General features: G+C 58.4%; 17 protein-coding genes and 1 riboswitch. Of the genes, 5 read left to right on the plus strand and 12 right to left on the minus strand.

Annotated elements, in window-relative coordinates:
- Positions 1-24: 24 nt before the first annotated feature.
- The 9 genes from E8M78_RS05200 to ltnD form a co-directional block, all read right to left on the minus strand.
- Positions 25-1,335, minus strand: a complete 1,311-nt coding sequence (locus tag E8M78_RS05200) for an ABC transporter substrate-binding protein (protein WP_137134057.1) — start codon at positions 1,333-1,335, stop codon at positions 25-27.
- A gap of 135 nt (positions 1,336-1,470) precedes the next feature.
- Positions 1,471-2,538: a sn-glycerol-3-phosphate ABC transporter ATP-binding protein UgpC gene (ugpC, locus tag E8M78_RS05205; RefSeq protein WP_137134058.1), complete on the minus strand. Its 1,068-nt coding sequence runs from the start codon at positions 2,536-2,538 to the stop codon at positions 1,471-1,473.
- Positions 2,539-2,625: 87 nt separating this feature from the next.
- Positions 2,626-3,402, minus strand: coding sequence for an SDR family oxidoreductase (locus E8M78_RS05210; protein WP_137134059.1), 777 nt, complete (start codon positions 3,400-3,402; stop codon positions 2,626-2,628).
- On the minus strand, positions 3,399-4,385 hold the full coding sequence (denD, locus tag E8M78_RS05215; RefSeq protein WP_137134060.1) for a D-erythronate dehydrogenase: 987 nt from the start codon (positions 4,383-4,385) through the stop codon (positions 3,399-3,401). Before denD ends, E8M78_RS05210 begins: the two co-directional genes overlap by 4 nt.
- Positions 4,386-4,427: 42 nt before the next feature.
- Complete coding sequence (locus tag E8M78_RS05220; protein ID WP_137134061.1) at positions 4,428-5,165, minus strand: FadR/GntR family transcriptional regulator; 738 nt, start codon at positions 5,163-5,165, stop codon at positions 4,428-4,430.
- Between the two features lie 131 nt (positions 5,166-5,296).
- Positions 5,297-6,073 (minus strand): TIM barrel protein, encoded by a 777-nt coding sequence (locus E8M78_RS05225; RefSeq protein ID WP_137134062.1) that lies wholly within the window; start codon positions 6,071-6,073, stop codon positions 5,297-5,299.
- Complete coding sequence (otnC, locus tag E8M78_RS05230) at positions 6,073-6,723, minus strand: 3-oxo-tetronate 4-phosphate decarboxylase (protein WP_137134063.1); 651 nt, start codon at positions 6,721-6,723, stop codon at positions 6,073-6,075. The genes E8M78_RS05225 and otnC overlap by 1 nt, the downstream gene beginning before the upstream one ends.
- Positions 6,720-7,988 (minus strand): 3-oxo-tetronate kinase, encoded by a 1,269-nt coding sequence (gene otnK, locus E8M78_RS05235; protein ID WP_137134064.1) that lies wholly within the window; start codon positions 7,986-7,988, stop codon positions 6,720-6,722. The genes otnC and otnK overlap by 4 nt, the downstream gene beginning before the upstream one ends.
- A 3-nt stretch (positions 7,989-7,991) precedes the next feature.
- Positions 7,992-8,897 (minus strand): L-threonate dehydrogenase, encoded by a 906-nt coding sequence (gene ltnD, locus E8M78_RS05240; protein WP_137134065.1) that lies wholly within the window; start codon positions 8,895-8,897, stop codon positions 7,992-7,994.
- Positions 8,898-9,012: 115 nt separating this feature from the next.
- Here ltnD and E8M78_RS05245 point away from each other — a divergent pair, with 115 nt between their 5' ends.
- Positions 9,013-10,017, plus strand: coding sequence for a LacI family DNA-binding transcriptional regulator (locus E8M78_RS05245; protein ID WP_137134066.1), 1,005 nt, complete (start codon positions 9,013-9,015; stop codon positions 10,015-10,017).
- A 2-nt stretch (positions 10,018-10,019) separates the two neighbouring features.
- Here E8M78_RS05245 and E8M78_RS05250 read toward each other — a convergent pair whose 3' ends face one another.
- Complete coding sequence (locus tag E8M78_RS05250; protein ID WP_137134067.1) at positions 10,020-11,468, minus strand: aminotransferase class V-fold PLP-dependent enzyme; 1,449 nt, start codon at positions 11,466-11,468, stop codon at positions 10,020-10,022.
- A gap of 98 nt (positions 11,469-11,566) precedes the next feature.
- Here E8M78_RS05250 and E8M78_RS05255 point away from each other — a divergent pair, with 98 nt between their 5' ends.
- The 3 genes from E8M78_RS05255 (at position 11,567) to ribB (ending at position 13,917) form a co-directional block, all read left to right on the plus strand.
- Positions 11,567-12,046 (plus strand): Lrp/AsnC family transcriptional regulator, encoded by a 480-nt coding sequence (locus E8M78_RS05255; protein ID WP_137134068.1) that lies wholly within the window; start codon positions 11,567-11,569, stop codon positions 12,044-12,046.
- Positions 12,047-12,154: 108 nt separating this feature from the next.
- Positions 12,155-12,931 carry a DUF1194 domain-containing protein gene (locus E8M78_RS05260; protein ID WP_137134069.1) on the plus strand — a complete coding sequence of 259 codons (777 nt, stop codon included), beginning with the start codon at positions 12,155-12,157 and terminating at the stop codon, positions 12,929-12,931.
- Between the two features lie 64 nt (positions 12,932-12,995).
- Positions 12,996-13,144, plus strand: a riboswitch (FMN riboswitch).
- Positions 13,145-13,275: 131 nt separating this feature from the next.
- Entirely contained in the window at positions 13,276-13,917 is a 642-nt protein-coding gene (gene ribB / locus E8M78_RS05265; protein WP_137134070.1) for a 3,4-dihydroxy-2-butanone-4-phosphate synthase, read from the plus strand.
- Positions 13,918-13,962: 45 nt separating this feature from the next.
- On the opposite strand, the gene E8M78_RS05270 is transcribed toward ribB, so the two are convergent.
- Complete coding sequence (locus tag E8M78_RS05270) at positions 13,963-16,059, minus strand: ATP-binding protein (protein WP_137134071.1); 2,097 nt, start codon at positions 16,057-16,059, stop codon at positions 13,963-13,965.
- On the minus strand, positions 16,056-16,796 hold the full coding sequence (locus E8M78_RS05275) for a response regulator transcription factor (protein ID WP_137134072.1): 741 nt from the start codon (positions 16,794-16,796) through the stop codon (positions 16,056-16,058). The genes E8M78_RS05270 and E8M78_RS05275 overlap by 4 nt, the downstream gene beginning before the upstream one ends.
- Before the next feature lie 333 nt (positions 16,797-17,129).
- Between E8M78_RS05275 and E8M78_RS05280 the strand changes: the two genes are divergently transcribed.
- Positions 17,130-18,035 carry an ABC transporter substrate-binding protein gene (locus E8M78_RS05280; RefSeq protein ID WP_137134117.1) on the plus strand — a complete coding sequence of 302 codons (906 nt, stop codon included), beginning with the start codon at positions 17,130-17,132 and terminating at the stop codon, positions 18,033-18,035.
- Positions 18,036-18,103 lie beyond the last annotated feature (68 nt).

Here is an 18,103-nt window from a genome sequence, read left to right on the forward strand (position 1 = left end):
CGCGCCCCTCCGGCCATCGTCCTGTTAGACGCGGTAGTAGCGGTTGGCGCGCTTTTCCGCCTGGGCCATCGCCTCTTCCGGCGTGGCCGCCCCGGTCACCGCTGCGGCAAACATGTCGACCAGAACATAATCCGCCATCACGGCAGCGGAAGCATAGCCAAGCGGTCCGGCATAACCGTTCGGACGCAGTGTTTCCGATGCCTTTGCATAAGGTGCGTGGATCGGGTTTTCGGTCCAGATGGGGTTGCTGGCGAACGCCTTCAGCGGCTGGCAGCAATAAGCGCTGGAGCCCTTGATCCAGGCATTCATCTGGTCAGCTTCCATCATGAATTTGATGTAGGCCTTTGCAGCTTCAGGATACTTGGTGTGCTTGAAGAGCAGCAGAGAACTCGTCTGATGAAGCTCGATGCTCTTGCCGACAGGGCCAACCGGGAAGTTGGTGCTGCGCATGTCGGCAGCGATTTCCGCCAGCTTCGGATCGTTCTTGGCTGCGTAGTAGATGGAAACGCCGTTTGCCGTGAGCGACACCTGACCCGCCAGGAAGGCGCGGTTGTTGTTAATGTCGAGCCAGCTTTCCGTGCCCGGAATGAAGGTAGCGTAAAGCTCCTTGGCGTATTTTATGGCTGCCAGCGTCTCGGGCGAATTGATCGTCACCTTGCCGCTTTCGTCCACCATCTTCGCACCATGGCTCCACAAGAGCCAATGGGCATAGTTGTTGCCGTCACCAACCGCCTTACCGTGCGGGAAGCCGGCCGGCGTACCCTTTGCCTTCAGCGCTTTTGCCAGTTCCAGGAAGCCCTTGGTATCCTTCGGGAATTCGCTGAACCCTGCCGCTTTTACATGGCTATCGCGATAAACGACGGCGTTGCCGATCGCCGTCAGCGGCATGGCGATGAACTTGCCTTCGCGCGTCGCATAGCCCTTAACACCATCGTAGAAGCCGCCATACTTGCCGTCCAGGTAGGTGCCGAGCTCTGTGAGGTCCAGCAGCTTGTCCGGATATTGATGGGCATCATCGAACCAGCACATCACGAGATCGGGACCAGAGCCGACGTTCGCCGCAACGGCCGCCTTCGGGCGAATGTCTTCCCAGCTTTCCTTGTCGATACGCACTTCGACACCGGTTGCTTCCGTGAACTTCTTGGTGTTTGCCAGCCAGGCCTCCTCATCGCCCTTGACGAAGGGCGTCCAGCGCAGAAGGCGAAGGCTTGCCCCCTTTTCCGGCGTGTATTTCGGCTCTGCCGCGAATGCAGGATTGATACCAAAACCGGAAAGACCGGCAGCACCGGCCAGACCTGCGGTTCCAGCCAGGAATGTTCTTCTCTTGATCGACATGTTTACTCCTCCTCCGTTATCGGGACAAAGTCGCGTTCCACATTCCGGCTGCCCCTTGCCAGTCATGCCGCGCTACCATGCGCCGGATGATCCAGAATTGGACGGGGCTCCTCCTCCCCGGCCAATTCTCCTTGATCACGCGGTCAACCGCATTCCTGTCTGCTCATCAAAAAGATGAACATGCTCCGCATCGATATTGATCGAGATGTTCTCGCCCGGACGGGCCGGGATACGTTCGCGGAACACGCAGCTCACTTCCGCGCCACCGAATTGCACGACCATCTGCGTCTCATAGCCGGTCGGCTCCGTCACCACGACGGGAACGCAATAACCGTTGGGATCGAGACGGATATATTCAGGCCGCAAACCGTAGACGAGATCGCGACCGGCAGCATTCGCATAGGCTCGCGTCAGCGGCAGGCGCGTGCCGTCCTTGGCCACGAAATGCATGGGATCTTGCGGGTCCAGCCTGCCCTTGATCATGTTCATGGCAGGCGAGCCAATGAAACCCGCGACGAACAGGTTGTTCGGCCGGTCATAGAGCTCCAGTGGCGATCCGATCTGCTCCACCCGACCGTCATGCATGACCACGATCTTGTCGGCCATTGTCATGGCTTCGATCTGGTCATGCGTCACATAGACCGTCGTTGTCTTGAGCCGCTGGTGCAATTCCTTGATCTCGGCGCGCATTGCAACACGCAGCTTGGCATCAAGGTTCGAAAGCGGCTCATCGAAAAGGAAGACCTGGGGATCGCGCACGATGGCGCGCCCCATGGCCACCCGCTGACGCTGTCCACCGGAGAGCTGCCGTGGATAGCGGTCAAGCAGATTGGTAAGGCCGAGGATACCGGCCGCGTAGTTCACACGCTTGTCGATCTCCGCCTGCGGCGCCGAATTGAGCATGAGCGAAAACGCCATGTTCTTGGCAACTGTCATATGCGGGTAAAGCGCGTAGTTCTGGAACACCATTGCGATGTCGCGTTCCTTCGGCGGCAGGTTGTTGACCTGTCGGCCACCAATGCGGATTTCGCCACCGGAAATGTTCTCAAGACCTGCCAGCATGCGCAGCAGCGTGGATTTTCCGCAACCGGACGGCCCTACGAGAATGACGAATTCGCCATCCTCGATGTCGATGTTAACCCCTTTGATGACGGGGAAGGCGCCAAAGGATTTTTTCACCTCGGCAAATTGAACGGTAGCCATGCGTCTCCTCCCAGAGTGCGATGTCAAATTTCGTCATCTGTTGGCGCAAACAGCGGGCTCCTCCAGCCCCTCCGCTGCGCCTCACTGTCATCCGCGTCCCACGAACGGCATCTTCGTCGCCATCACGGTCATCGTCAGCACGTTGGCATCGAGCGGCAGGCCCGCCATATAGACCACCGCGTCAGCGATGTGGCGCGAGTCGATCGTCGGTTCTGCCGCCATGCTGCCGTTGGCTTGGATAACCCCGGCAGCGATTTTCTTTGTCATGTCGGTTGCCGCATTGCCGATATCGATCTGGCCACAGGCGATATCGAAATCCCGGCCATCAAGTGCCGTCGATTTCGTCAAACCTGTAATCGCATGCTTGGTTGCGGTATAGGGCGACGAATTCGGCCGCGGCGTTGTGGCGGAAATGGAACCATTATTGATGATCCGCCCACCGCGCGGGTTTTGCGCCTTCATGAGGCGGAACGCCCCTTGCGTGCACAGAAATGCGCCCGTCAGGTTAGCCGAAACCACATTGCTCCACTGCTCGAAACTGATCTCTTCGAGAGGAACGCCAGGTGCGCTCATGCCTGCATTGTTGACCAACACGTCCAGACGACCAAATCTCTCGGAGATCTGGTCGAACAGCGCCTTCACCGCATCGGGGTTGCCAATATCGGCGCTGATGGCATGCACGGCGGTTCCTGTTTCAGCGCCCAGTTCACGCGCAGCCGTTTCCAGCACATCCAATCTGCGGCCTGTGATCACCACCACATAGCCAGCCTTGGCAAGGCCTCGAGCAATAGCCCGCCCGACGCCTGTACCGCCGCCCGTCACCAGCGCAATCTTGTCGGTCATCTGGTTTGTATCCTCGCTCATCCCAGATGGCCTCCCAATTCGTCTTCGATGTGAATACGGATAATCTCATCGAATGTGCTTTCGGCCTTGAAGCCCAAATCCATCGCCCGGCTTGCATCGAAGTTCGTCGGCCAACCCGCCACGATCTTGGCGATAACCGGATCAGGTTCCTTTCGGATCATTGAAACTGCTTTTTCGCCTGCCACACGGCGAAGCGCTTCGATTTCCTCACCCACCAGAGCCGAAAGCCCCGGCATGGTCAGGTTGCGCCGTGGACCGACCTTGGAGAGATCAAGCGTTGCTCCATGCACGAAGAAGCCGACCGCCGAGCGGGGGCTCGCGAACCAGTGGCGGACATTCTCATCCACGGGCAGCACCGCTTCCTTGCCGGAGAGCGGTTCGCGCAGAATGTTGGAGAAGAAGCCGGATGCCGCCTTGTTAGGGGTGCCGGGACGAATGCAGATCGTCGGCAGGCGGATCCCAAGACCGTCGAATATGCCGCGGCGGGAATAGTCGGCCAGCAATAGTTCAGCGATTGCCTTCTGCGTGCCGTAGCTGGTGAGCGGCGTCGTGAAGAACTCGCCGCCGATCATATCCGGGAATGGTGCACCGAAGACCGCGATGGAGGAGGCAAAGATCACACGTGGGACATAAGGCCCTTTAAGTCCCACATGCCTGATGGCCTCGAACAAGAGCCGCGTGCCATCCAGATTGATGGTGTAGCCCTTGTCAAAATCCGCTTCCGCTTCACCGGATACAATTGCAGCCAGATGGAAAATCAGGTCTGGCCGCTTTTCGATGAGTCTTTCCGCGGAACCGGGAGCCGCAAAATCCAGCGTCAGAACCGATGAGACCGAGGCAAGGCTTTGCGGCACCGGCGACGGAAAAGCATCCGCCAGTATCAGCTGATCGATGCTAGCGCCCAGGCAATCCGGTTCGCGACCGAGCCTTTCCACCAGTTTCCGGCCCACCATACCGGCGGAACCAATGACCAGAACCTTCATATGCGGCGCTCCTCCCTGCCGTATTTCATTTTATTCTCACCGTTAGACGGCAACAGCGCGCAGCGCCTTCGTGGTCTCGTAAATGCGGGTTAGATGCCTTCGGAAGGCCTCCACCACAGCATCATCATCCTTGCGCTTCAGCGCCTCCACGATTTCCACATGGTCTTCGTAGCTGTTATCCGTCGCACCCGGTTTCGCCATGGCCTGACGGCGATAGTCCATCAGATAACCGTAAAGGTCCGTCACGATGTCGGTCAGCAGCGGATTGCCACATACTCGATAGATTGCCAGATGGAACTCCCGGTCGCAGATCAGAAAACGCATCGTATCCCGGCCTGCTTCCCGCTGGGTCTCCAGCAGGTTTTCCAGCTTCTCAATCGTTTCGCCATCCATGTTTCGTGCGGCATGACGCACGACGTCGAGCTCTACCAGTAGTCTCGCGGCATGAACGGCCTCCAGATCGTATCGGTCGATCACGCTTTTCGATGCCAGAGTGATCGGCAGATGACTGAGATCGACATCAGCAACACGGCTGCGACTTCCCTGCGATACCTCGATAAACCCTTTGCCTGCGAGGATCTGAATGGCCCCACGAACAGTCTCCCGGCTGACATGCAGCACGGCAGCCAGTTCGCGCTCCCCCGGCAGTTCGTCTCCCGATTTCAACATGCCAGTCGCAATCAAGGTCGTCAGCTTGTCCGCAACCACATCCCGCGCTGTCTGCCGGGTCACCGACCCGCCGACCATAGGAACCTGATGCAGTATGGCATCCGCCTTCATTGCCGCTTCCTCCGTCCGCCCTCATTGATCAGTCTTACACTGGTCTACTGGCCGGACCACCAGATAAGCACTGTATTTAAGGTTGCGTTAGCGTCAATGCAAATTCGTTGCTGCATCGCGGCAATTCTGCGTCATTTTCTCCTTTCGAATTTGGACATCCAGCCCAAGCCAGCATCCGTCGTGGCACGCGGGCGATACTCTGCCCCGACAGGGTGATCCCAACCGAGGAATGCCAGACGAGACAGAACATAAGGGTAGTCAATCTCGCCGGAATCCGGCTCACCGCGATCAGGCACGGCAGCGATCTGAACATGTCCGATGTGTGGCATCAGGCGTTCGAAGCGCCGGCACAGATCACCCTCCATGATCTGCACATGGTAGCAGTCAAACATGATCTTCAGATTGGCGTGGCCGACTTCCTCGATCACCGAAACAGCCTGCGCGGTGGTGCTCAGGAAGTAATCCGGCGCATCGCGGCTATTGAGCGGCTCAATGAGAATTGTCTTACCCTGGGCCGCGGCCAGTTCGCACGCAATCGTCAGATTGGCGACGTATGTGGCATGAGCCATCTCGCCAGACGCCTTTCCCGCCATAACGTGAATGTTAGGCACATCGAGCGCGACCGAATAATCCAGCGCCTGGCGAATTGCAGTCTGCGCCTCCAGTTCCCGACCGGGAAGAGCAGTAAGGCCGTTTTCACCTGCCTCGACCTTTCCCCGAACAGTGTTAAGGCCTAGCATCGGCAAACCCGTTTCATCCAATGCCGTCTTCAACCGATCGACACTCTCATTATATGGCCAGTGACACTCCACCGCGTCGAAACCGGCTGATTTTGCGGCGCGGATGGCATCAGGTAGCGTCAACTCCTGCCATAGAAAGCCGAGATTGGCGGAAAAACGTATCGCCATCAGTCCCACTCCACATCGAATGTCGTGACCACTTTGGAAATCTGCCCCGGTGTCAGCATGCGTGGCTTCAGTCCGTGGGTCAAAAGCGCGAGTTTTGCGGTCTCTTCCAGTTCCTCAACCGCAAAGACCGCCGCTTCCAGATCCTTGCCCGCAACCACTGGACCGTGATTGGCCAGCATGACAGCACTGCGCTTGCCAGCCAGCCCGCGGATTGCGTCGCCCATCGCCGGGTCACCGGGAATGAAATAGGGCAACAGCTTCACCTTACCGAGCTTCATGATCGAATAGGCGGTGAGTGGCGGCAGCATGTTTTCCGGGTCAACATCCGGCAGCATGGACAATGCGACTGAATGGCATGAATGGAGATGAACCACAGCCCCTGTTTTGGTGGGTCGTGTTTCATAGAAAGCCACATGAAGCGGCATTTCTTTTGTTGGTTTGTCACCACCGATCAGGCGTCCCTCGGCATCGAAAAGCGAAAGCCTGCCTGGATCTAGAGTTCCAAATGAACTGCCGGTTGGCGTTACCAGAAGTCGGCCATCCGAAAGCCGTGCCGAAATATTGCCGGAAGAACCTCCGGTCAGGCCCCGCTCGAACAGCGATCTGGCCATCCGACATATGTCATCCCGTAGCCGCGCTTCTTCGCTCATGAGGCCTCCAGAAGGCTGAGCGCCTGCGCGAAGAAGTCTTCCGCTCCGAAATTGCCAGACTTCAGGGCCAGTGCGATCGTGCGATCCCCGCTATTCGTAAAGGTCCAGGGCACGCCCGGCGCGATCTCCTTACCGATCGATAGCTGCCTGACGCCCAGCGCATTGACGACTGCGCCGGATGTTTCTCCCCCGGCAACCACGAAACGGCTGATACCAAGTTTCGCTGCTTCCTGCGCGATCCTGGCTAGCGCCTCCTCGACCAGTGCGCCGGACTTTTCGACGCCAAGCGCCTGCTGATAGTGACGCACCTCATCTGGTTCTGCCGTGGCATAAATGAGCTTGGCCTCTTCGATTGGAATGTCTCGCAACCAATCCAGCGCAGGTTCCACACCTTGCTCTGCCAAAGCCAATGGATCGAGCCTATGGCTCTTTGCGGCGGGCAAATAGCGCGCAACCTGCCTGCGGGTCATGGCTGAACAACTGCCGGAGAGTACGAGCTGCCCCTCTCCCACGCGAACCTGAGTTTCCTGACCGCGTGAACCAGAAAGTTCGCCCGCATCGGCAAGAAGCTTCGGCAAGGGCATGGCCAGCGCACTACCGCCGGTCACGAGCCGGAACCCCATGGTTGCCTCAGCTGTCACTGTCAGGTCATCGTCTGCGACCGCATCGACCACCACATGCAGGACGCCCTCGGTCTTCAGCGTATCCAGTCGCTCGCGCAAAGCCTGGACGCCCTTTGCCACGACAAGACGATTTGCCAAACCAACGGGTGAGCTTACCTGCGGGGAAAGTAGCCGGACAAGGCTCGAATCCCGCATCGGCGTCAGCGGATGGTCTTTCATCGGGCTTTCATCAAGTGGCTGCTCACCAACGAAAAGATGCCCCATGAAAACGCTACGCCCATTCTCCGGAAAGGCCGGGCAATAGATTGTCTGTGACGCACCAAGCCGCTGCATCAGGGCTTCGGATACAGGTCCTATATTTCCCTTCGGCGTACTGTCGAAGGTGGAGCAATACTTCCAGTAGAACCGCTTTGCACCAGCCTGCTCCAACCATTGGGCGGCAGCCAATGCCTTTTCTACAGCCTTCTCGACAGGTATTGTGCGGATCTTCAGCGCAATGATCTCGAAAGGCGCCACGGGCTCATCGTCAGGATTTGGCAAGCCAAGCCGCAGGGATACCGGCCAGCCGCTGCGCGACAGAAGCGCCGCAAGGTCGGTTGCACCGGTAAAATCGTCAGCAATGGCGCCAAAGCGAATCGGCATAGATTATCCCTCCATGCCGGGAAGCTTGATGGATGCACGCTCTGCCAGGATCTTTGCAACCGCTGCATCATCGTCCAGTCCGAGGCCGGACTCAGCTGCCTCCTTGAACAGGGCCAGCGCGGCTGCACTGAGCGGCGTGCTGGCGCCCGCTTTGTCAGCCTCGCTGGTCACGATACCAAGATCCTTGACGAAGATGTTGACCGCCGAACGTGGCGTGTAATCGCCATCCACAATGTGCGGCCCTCTGTTTTCGAACATCCAGGAAGAGCCTGCCGAAACGCGAATGACGTCGAAGACGGTTTGAAGATCGAGGCCTTCGGCGGCAGCCAGTGTCAGCGCCTCCGCCGTTGCCGCGATATGGACACCCGCCAGCAACTGGTTGATCATCTTGACCTTGGAGCCCAGCCCGACGTCCGAGCCCAGCCGGAATACCTTTGCAGATACGGCATCCAGCGCCGCGGCCGCATGCTCGAACGCTTGGTCGGGCCCTGAGGCCATGACTGTGATTTCGCCTGCCAGAGCTTTGATATGACCGCCGGACACCGGCGCATCGATGACCTGCATACCCGCGCTACTCAACCGCGCAGCAAGTTCGATGGTCGCACTGGGCGCCATGGTGACGCAGAGAAGAAATACTGTACCGGCCTTGGCGGATTTCAGCGCGCCTCGCTCGCCGAACAAGACCTCTTCGGCCTGCCGGGAATTCACCACGAAGACGAAAACCACATCGCTCTCGCCAGCACTGGAAGCGTCAGGATAGGCTTTGCCGCCCTCCTTCTCGAAACTGGCCAACACTTCGCTGCGAATGTCCACGCCCTTCACAGCGAAGCCCGCGCGCAATAGGGAAAGAGCTGCACCCCAGCCCATGGAGCCTAGACCGATGACTGTCGCCGTCATTTGCCTCGTCATGCTGGCGCCTCCCAACGCAATCATGCTTGACACTGGTATCGATACCGGTATCGGTAACGTATTGGGTGTTTGTTAACTCTGTCAACCGGGAAATTTCTTGAACAGGATTTCGCACATGCGTCAGCCAACATTGGAAGAGGTGGCTGCAAGGGCCGGTGTCAGCAAAATGACAGCGTCGCGAGCGCTCAGGGGTGCGCGCGATGTTTCCGCAGCGAGCATCGAGAAGGTCAAGGTTGCAGCGGAGCAACTGGGCTATGTCGGTAACCAGCTCGCGCTTTCTTTGTCGTCGCGTCGGACCAATCTCATCGGCGTCGTTATTCCAAGCATGTCCAACATCGTGTTCCCGGAAGTGCTTGGCGGCATCATCGGCGGATTGGAAGGCTCTGGCCTCCAGCCGGTTTTCGGCGTCAGTGACTACGACTTGGACAAGGAACGCGACATCATTCGCAACATGCTGTCATGGCAGCCCGCGGCCCTCATTATAACGGGGTTGGATCAGCCAGAAGAAACGCGCAAACTGCTGCGCCAGAGCGATATTCCTGTCATCCAGATCATGGATCTGGACGGTGAGCCGATAGACTTCGTCGTTGGCCTGTCCCATACGCAGGCCGGGCGTGAGATGGCCGAGGCCATTCTTGCATCAGGCCGCAAACGGATCGGCTACATCGGCAGTGCGGTCGATCGCGACAAGCGAGCCATCAAGCGCCGCGCCGGTTTCGAGGCGGTCCTTCAGGATAACGGCCGTTACTTCGTTTCAGTTGAAACCAGTCTCGAAGCCTCATCCTCCCGGCTCGGGAGAGATCTGACCGGACGCCTGCTGGCGCGGCATCCGGACCTTGATTGCATCTATTGTTCGAACGACGACATGGCGGCGGGCAGCCTGTTTGCCTGCATGAAGCTGGGACGAGCCGTGCCGGACGACATTCTCATCGCGGGCTTCAACGGGCTTGAAATCACAAGCGCGCTGCCTGTTCGAATAGCCACCTCGACATCACCCCGCAGAGCCATCGGCGAGCAGGCGGCGCAACTCGCCTTGGCGGCGATGAACGGCAACGGAAGGGATCTCGCCCGCCGGATCGAGTTGCGGGCAGAGATCACACTGGGCGATGCAGAGAGATAAACTCAGGCCGCCTTCGGGAAGAAGATGGCTCGTGCCGGATCGAAACCGTAAACCTCTCCGAAGCTCAGGGCGTCGCTGGCAAGCTGGCTGACACTTTGCAGAATGTAATCCACCTTGGCGTCGTCCAACAGGACTGAAAAGTTGAGGCGCACGAAGCCCGGCTTTTCCATTTCCTCCCCCGCAAGAATTGCAGTTCGCAGGCGATCGGACTCTTCATCGCTTATATTCAGCAGCCGATGCACGTAAGGCCCGGCGCAGGCACAGCCGCCGCGCGCCTGAATACCGAAGCGGTCGCTCAACATCCGCGTTGCCAGTTGCTGGTGCACATAGCCCCCTTGCCCGTCGCGAATACGGAAAGAGAAGATCGGCAGACGTTCCGTGTCGAGATTGCCGAGAAGCTCGATGTTCGGATGCGCGAGCCATGCTGCAAGCGCGCACTGCCGCAATTCCTGCTGCCGCTCACTCATATAGTCGGCGCCGATTGCCTCCTTCACCATGAAGGCAAGGGCCGCCCGGATATCGCCCACCACATTCGGTGTACCGGCCTCCTCACGCGCCTCCAGGTTCTCGGCATAGTCGTGCCCGTGGGACGACACGAAGCGGACGGTCCCGCCCCCGGCCCAAGTCGGCAGATCACGAACGACCGCATCGCGGCGAACGATCATGATACCTGAGGCGCCGGGTCCACCGATGAACTTGTGCGGCGAGACCACGATGGCGTCGATTGCGGCATCATTCGAAGGCAACATCCGGATCGGCACATAGGGCCCGGCACCAGCATAATCCCAGATCATCAGTGCACCGGAGGCTTTGACCATGCGGGTGACTGTCGCTACATCCGTCACGATCCCCGTGACGTTCGAAGCTGCCGAGAAACTGCAAATCACGCGGTCAAAACGGCTGGACCCCGCCAAGCACTGCGACAGCGCTGCAAGATCGGGACCGCCATCTTCCGCTTCCGGCAACTCCACTATGTCAGCGCCAGACTCGCGCCAAGGCAGGATGTTGGAGTGATGCTCGTAAGGGCCAAGGATAACCCGCGTGTTCGCCTGATCCGCGCCGAAAAGCTTGACGAGACGGTTCAGCCCAGCCGTAGCCCCGGAACCGGTGAAGACGACCGCGTAACGGGAATCGGCGCCACAGATTTCGCTGATCCGGCTGCGCGCTTCGCGACGCATGCGTGTCATGGTGCCCCCACAAAAGGAAGCCTCGGTATGGCTGTTCGCATAATAGGGAAGCACGTGCTCGAGTACGAACTGCTCAACCTGCATGAGTGCACGCCCGGACGCGACATAGTCCGCATAGACAATGGGTTTAGTCCCGAACGGGCCATCTACAACAGCATCGCGCCCGATCAGGCCCTTCGCCAGATCCGCAATGATATCCGGTCGTGCCAGTGACTGCTCGAACCTGGCGAGTGCGCTGACTGGCTGCTGAACGCCCTGATCCATGATGAAACTCCCCTCAAATCCTGTAGCGTCAAGTTAGCGATTGCAGGACGGTGGTTTCATCCTCTATTTTTACCGAAATTTGCTGGAGCTTGTTTCAAATGACCCAAGAAGTTGCAAAAATCGATAGCATTGATCGACGTATTCTCACGTGTCTGCAAATCAACGGTGCTCTTTCCCAGCGTGAACTGGCCGAGCAGGTAGGGCTGTCCCAGAACGCCTGCGGACGGCGGCTGCAGCGTTTACAGGAAAGCGGCGTAATTACCGGGTCGCAGGCGTCGGTCGACCTTCCCGCGGTGGGCCTCGATCTCACCGTCTTCGTCATGATCCGCACACGTCATCATTCCAAGGATTGGGCGGAGGCGTTTCGCAAGCACGTGGACAGACTGCCGGAGGTCGTAGACTTCTATCGTATTGGCGGAGATTGGGACTATCTGCTGAAAGTCGTGACGCGCGGAATGCGCGGCTATGACGCCTTCTATCAGAAGCTCATCACCGACTTCGACTTCTCGACCGTTACCGGCTTCTTCTCGATGGAGGCCATACTCCAGAACAGGCCCACCGACCTCACAAAACTGTAAGAGCCCAAGCTTTCACCGAAATGTGAAATGGCTGTTCATTCGCTCACTCGTGCTGGGCGCAACCTGTGTTAAAGTTGCGAATATCCGAATGCTTGTGAAGAGAATGCCATGCTTTCCACACTTGCAGTCCTCTTGAGCCTGACCAGCCTTCATAGCGCCCCCGTCGCCACGCGCGGCAATGAGGTGGATGTCGAACTGGTTCTCGCCGTCGATACATCCCGCTCCATGGACTATGAAGAAGTCAGAATACAGCGTGAAGGCTATGTGGCGGCTCTTCAGCATCCGGAATTCATCAATGCGGTAAAGATGGGGCTGATTGGCAAGATCGCCATCACCTACTATGAATGGGCGGGCGAAGTAGACCCGTCTTCCGTTCTTGATTGGCAAATCATCGAGACCGGCGCGGATGCAAAAGCTTTCGCAGATAAACTGGCGGCAAGGCCGATTGCCACACAACGGCGCACATCCATATCTGCTGCCATTACTTATGGTACATCGACGATCGGTGGAAACCGGTTCGAAGGACTGCGCAAGGTCATCGATGTGTCAGGCGATGGCCCGAACAACATGGGTGCACCCGTCGAAAGTGCACGCGATCAGGCCATAGCGTCAGGTATCATCATCAATGGCTTGGCGCTTGTTTTGCGTCCCTCTGGCACGACAACGGGTCTTGATCGATATTACAAGGATTGCGTCATCGGAGGACCGGGATCATTCGTGTTGCCCGTCCAGAAGATCGAGGATTTCGAAGTGGCTGTCCGGCGGAAGCTGATCATGGAAGTCAGCGGGCTGCAGCAGCCAGCCGATATATGGAAGATCGCGGCAGAACCCAAATCGGACTGTTTTGTCGGCGAAAACCAATGGCGCGAATTTTTCGATCGTTAACAGTTTCCGTACCGATTTCTTCAGAAAAGTACTTGCAATAGAGACGATAATCTACCTATCTTGTAGACGTTCTCAGGGCGGGGTGAAATTCCCCACCGGCGGTAAGGAGAGTTTTCTTCGAGCCCGCGAGCGCCTTTGCCGATGAGGTGAAGGGTCAGCAGATCCGGTGCAACTCCGGAGCCGACGGTATAGTCCGGATGGAAGAGAGCAAGCAGAGTGCGCTCGGGCCGCCGTGGCCTGCGCGTGTGAATGCCTGTTCGCCCAAGGGCAGTTTTCGCGTGTTCCCGAAAGGATACGCAAAGAACGCAGCCGGAAACGGCTTAACCCTTGAAAGGCAAGTTGAAATGAGTTTTTCCAGTATTGAAGAAGCGGTCGCCGCAATCGAAAGCGGCAAGATGATTATCGTGGTCGACGATCATAGCCGCGAGAATGAAGGCGACATCATCGTCGCTGCTGATTCCACCACATCCGAACACATCGTTTTTATGATGAACAAGGCGCGCGGCCTCGTTTGTATCGCGATGGAGGGCGAGCGTATCGATCAACTCGAGCTCCCCTTGATGGTGCCGAATAACACTGAGCTTCATAAAACGGCGTTCACCGTATCTGTCGACTATCTGCCGGGAACGACGACCGGCATCTCCGCAGCCGATCGTGCAGCCACAGTGCGCGCACTTGTGGATCCCAAATCGAAGCCGGAGGAGTTTGCACGTCCAGGTCACATGTTCCCGCTTCGCGCCAAGCAGGGTGGCGTACGCGTTCGTCCCGGCCATACCGAGGCGGCGGTCGAACTGTGCAAACTGGCAGGTCGCTTTCCGGCCGGCGTCATTTGCGAGGTGGCGAAGGATGACGGCACGATGGCCCGCCTGCCCGATCTGCTGATCTTCGCGAAGGAACATGGTCTGCCATTGATCGCGATCGAGGATTTGATCACATACCTCAACGAAAGAGATGCGGCGAAGACCAAGACATCCGTCGCGGCCTGAAATAGAAGGATCTGACCATCCTGGTCGATGGTCAGATCCGTTCTGTTATCCAACTGGAAAACGAAGCTCGACTGTCGTCCCCTCGTTCAACGTCGAGGCTATGTTTGCTTCCCCGCCGCTCTGGCGAACGAAACCGTAGACGACGGCAAGCCCTAACCCGGCGCCGCCATCGTTGCCTCTTGTGGTAAAGTACGGCTCGAATGCCCTGTCGATGGCTTCAGCACTCATTCCAAGCCCCGTGTCCTGAACCGATACGACGAGTGTCGCTGTCTGCACCCGCGCGCATACGCTAATCTCTCCGCCATCGGGCATCGCAGCCGCCGAATTCAGACAGAGGTTGAGGATGGACTGCTCAAAGAGCGCGGCATCGAGAGCCACAGGCGGCAGCGGCTCTTCAAGCTGCAACGAAACGCGGCTACGGCTGCCCACGGCAATTTCCAGCACGTCCATCATGCCTTTCAGCACTGCGCCGATATCGATCAGCACCGGATTGATCGGCTGCTGACTACCGATCGACAACATGCTGCTGGCAAGCGAGCTACCGCGATCGGCGGCCTTGCGGATGCGGTTGATGTGCCGTCTCTGGCGCTCGTTGAAGCCGGCTTCACGCTCCAGAAGACCCAGGCTACCCGTTATGATGCCGATCATGTTGCCGACTTCATGGCTCAACTGGTGGGTCATGCGCATGAAGCCATCCAGTCGCTGCGCCTTGGCGGCTTCCGTCTCCTGACGGTCCAGCGCGGTGACATCGCGAGCCAGCAGCACTATACCACCATCCGGCTGGCGCGACAGCGCCACTTCGATGACGCGCTGGTCAGGCGTGCGCTGGCGCACCACGAAACGCTCGGTCAGCGCACCCGCATCCCCATGGGTTGGCAGAAGCGATGGGTCGATCTCCGGAATCGTTTCCACAAACCGGCGCAGCGGGTACTTGCGCGAAGACCCGGTGCGCCCGACGAGTTCAATCACCCGGCGGTTCATGGTAATGGGCCTGCCAACCGGGTCAAAGAGGGCGATCCCCTCATTCATGGATCTGAAGGTAGAGCGGATTGTGCGCGCCGCAGCCTCCGCGGTTCTACGAAGGCGCGAGACACGATCCACACTTTCCTTGAAGGCGCGGAAAGCATCGGAAAGATGTACCAGTTCGGTTTCGCTACCGGTATAGGCGGGCAGGCCGACATTCTGCTCCCCCTTCGCCAGCGCATTCATTCCGTTGGAAAGCGCAACGATACCGCGTGAAACGCGCATGACCGAGCGGATCGAGATTGTCGCCAATATCAGCACCAGCAGCGAGGCCAGTGCCACCATGACCAGAAGACGGCTGAGCGCGTTGGAGGCGGATGTCAGCCCCTCGTTCAGCCCCTTGGCCACGGCTTCCGTCTGCATTTCCGTTGCGTGCGACAAGTCGCGGGAGACGGAATGGAGCCGCGCGACAGCGCCCCGGATCGAGAACATTTCCAGCAGATATTCCGTTTGCGCCTGGAATACCCGCTCGTAGGGCTGAAGCTCTGCCAATGGCAGGCTTGGACCGGCATCGACAAGACTTTTGAACAGCGCTGTCTCCGAGACGTAGCGGCGCTTCAGCTCACCGAGTTGGAACAGGCTGTCGGAATTGGAAGCAGATTGGACGATTGTGTTCAGCCGCCGCCGCAGTTCGAGATCGGCAATATTGCGACCCGTCGCAATCTCACCAAGCGCCGCCGCCGCATCAGCCTTGCGGGCCTGCGCGGCCTCTGCATCCGCAGCAAGGGCCAGTGTCTGGGTGCGAATCTCCTGCAAGAGGTCTCGAATATGCCGATTGGAAAAACCCCGGATGAAATCGTCATCCTTCTGCGGCTCCATGGCCTGCAACAGCCCATCAACCTGCGCGACGACTGCCCGGCTTTCGCTGGAAACCCGATAGGGGGACGTCGCGTTCATCAGAAACGGCGCACTCGACACCAGATCAGACACCTGCCGTGAGACCAGCGAGGCTCTGGCGAGGCTGGAAAAGGCCTGGAGACTGTAGGTCGCCATTTCTGTACGCGCCTTTTGCAAGCCGTAAATGGCCACCGCAGACAGCACCACCACCGATGCACAGATGAAGGCGATGGCAAAGGGCAGACGAAAGGCGATCGAGGATAGGAAGAGCCGGTTGATCAAGGCGCTAACTCACCGTCATCGGTGTGCAGCACATAACCCTTCCCGCGCCGTGTCTTGATGTGGAGCGGCAGATCGGGATTGCGCTCGATCTTTCGCCGCAGCCGAAGCACCAGTACATCCACGTTTCGGTCGATGAAGCGGTCTGTCTCGGCCCCGAGCCGATCCAGAATATGGGCGCGGCTGACAGGCTGATTGGGCGTCTCGGCAAGAATTTCGAGAAGCGCGAATTCTGCGGCGGTCAGCGTCTTGCTGCGGTCGCTCATGCACACGGCCCGCCGCGCCGCGAGGTCAATAAGCCAGTCGCCAAGCCGGAGAGACGGGTTGCCGTGATCGCGCTCCGCTTCCTTTTCCGCCTTGAGCGAGGGAATGGTGCGGCGAAGCACGGCCTTGATGCGCGCCGTCAGTTCGATGGGCTCGAACGGTTTGACCACATAATCGTCGGCCGCCGTTTCAAGGCCAAGCACGCGATCTGTCGCGCTTCCGGCAGCCGTTACCATCACGATGCCCACATTCATCTGGGCGCGAACCCGCTGCGCAAAGGCACGGCCGGAGATGCCGGGCAGATTATGATCGACCAGAATGAGGTGCACCGGCTCCGCAGTCAGAAGATCCATGGCAAGTTCTGCGGAAGCGGCCAGACGAGGCTCCCAGCCTTCCGCCTCCACCAGATCGGAAATAAGCTCCGCCATATCCGGATCGTCCTCGACGATCAGAATCTTTATCTTCTCAATCAGCACGCTGTAGTCCTCCCCGCCATGATATTAAGGGGCTTACCGGAAATGATCAAAGGCTGGCTGATGACCAGACATGTCACTTTTGTAATATTTGTAAGGTTTGACATGTCGTTCGGCAGCGCAGTGAAAAATCAGTAACCATTCCGGGGATTGTGAATTCCGTCTCCTGTGCGATGTTCGGAACATACGGAACGGGGAGGTTCCGGCGGGGAGGACAACGTGTTCAGAGTGGGCGCAATTGCGCTGGGGCTGGTGACTACACTGGCTTTCGGCTCGCAAGCAAGATCAGAGCCGCTCAACATCCTTTGCGGGGTGGATGAGGCCTGGTGCGTGACCATGAAGCGGGCCTTCGAGCGCCATAGCGGCCTGACCGTTTCCATGCTGCGTAAAAGCACCGGTGAAATCCTCGATCAGATCCGCCTGGAAAAGAACAATCCGAGCGTCGATGTCTGGTGGGGCGGCACCGGCGATACGCATCTGCAAGCGGCATCGGAAAACCTGCTGGAAGCCTACACCTCGAAACACGAAACCGATGTACTCCCCTGGGCACAGAACTTCTTCGATATGTCTGGAGGACGCGCGGCCGGAATCTATGCCGGTGCTCTAGGCTTTGCTTACAATTCGGAGCTTCTCAAGAAATCCAATCTTACAGCGCCTAACTGCTGGAAAGACCTGACCAGCGAAGCCTATCGCGGCAGGATCCAGTCCGGCAATCCAAATTCGTCAGGAACCGCCTTCACAACGCTTGCAACGCTGATCCAGCTTTTCGGGGAAGATGAAGCCTTTTCTTACATGAAGGCGCTGGACCGCAACATCGTGGACTATACCAAGGCAGGTTCTGCACCGGTCAAGGCGGCGGCCCGGGGAGAAACGCTGATCGGCATATCCTTCATGCACGACGCCGTGACCCAAAAGGAAGCGGGTGCGCCACTCGTGATTGTCGCCCCTTGCGAAGGGACAGGCTATGAAATCGGCGCAGTCAGCATCGTGCTGGGCACGAAGAACCGCGATCTGGCCAGGCGCTTCGTCGACTTCGCTTTAAGCCCAGAGGGACAGGCAACCGGGGCGCAGGCAGACCAGAACCAGGTGCCCTCGAACTCGAAAGCATCGCTTCCGCCCGGAGCGCCGGATATCTCGTTGATCAAGATGGTGGATTACGATTTCGCCACCTTTGGCTCCCCGGAAGAGCGAAGCAGGCTGCTTGCCCGCTTCGATACGGAGATCCACCCGCCTACCCAGTAACCTTGCAAGGCTTTTCTATCACCTCGGCAGCCCCCATCAGCCAGCCGACCGGCGAAGCCTTGCCTGGA

Source organism: Rhizobium sp. FKY42 (assembly GCF_005222835.1).
GTDB lineage: Bacteria > Pseudomonadota > Alphaproteobacteria > Rhizobiales > Rhizobiaceae > Neorhizobium.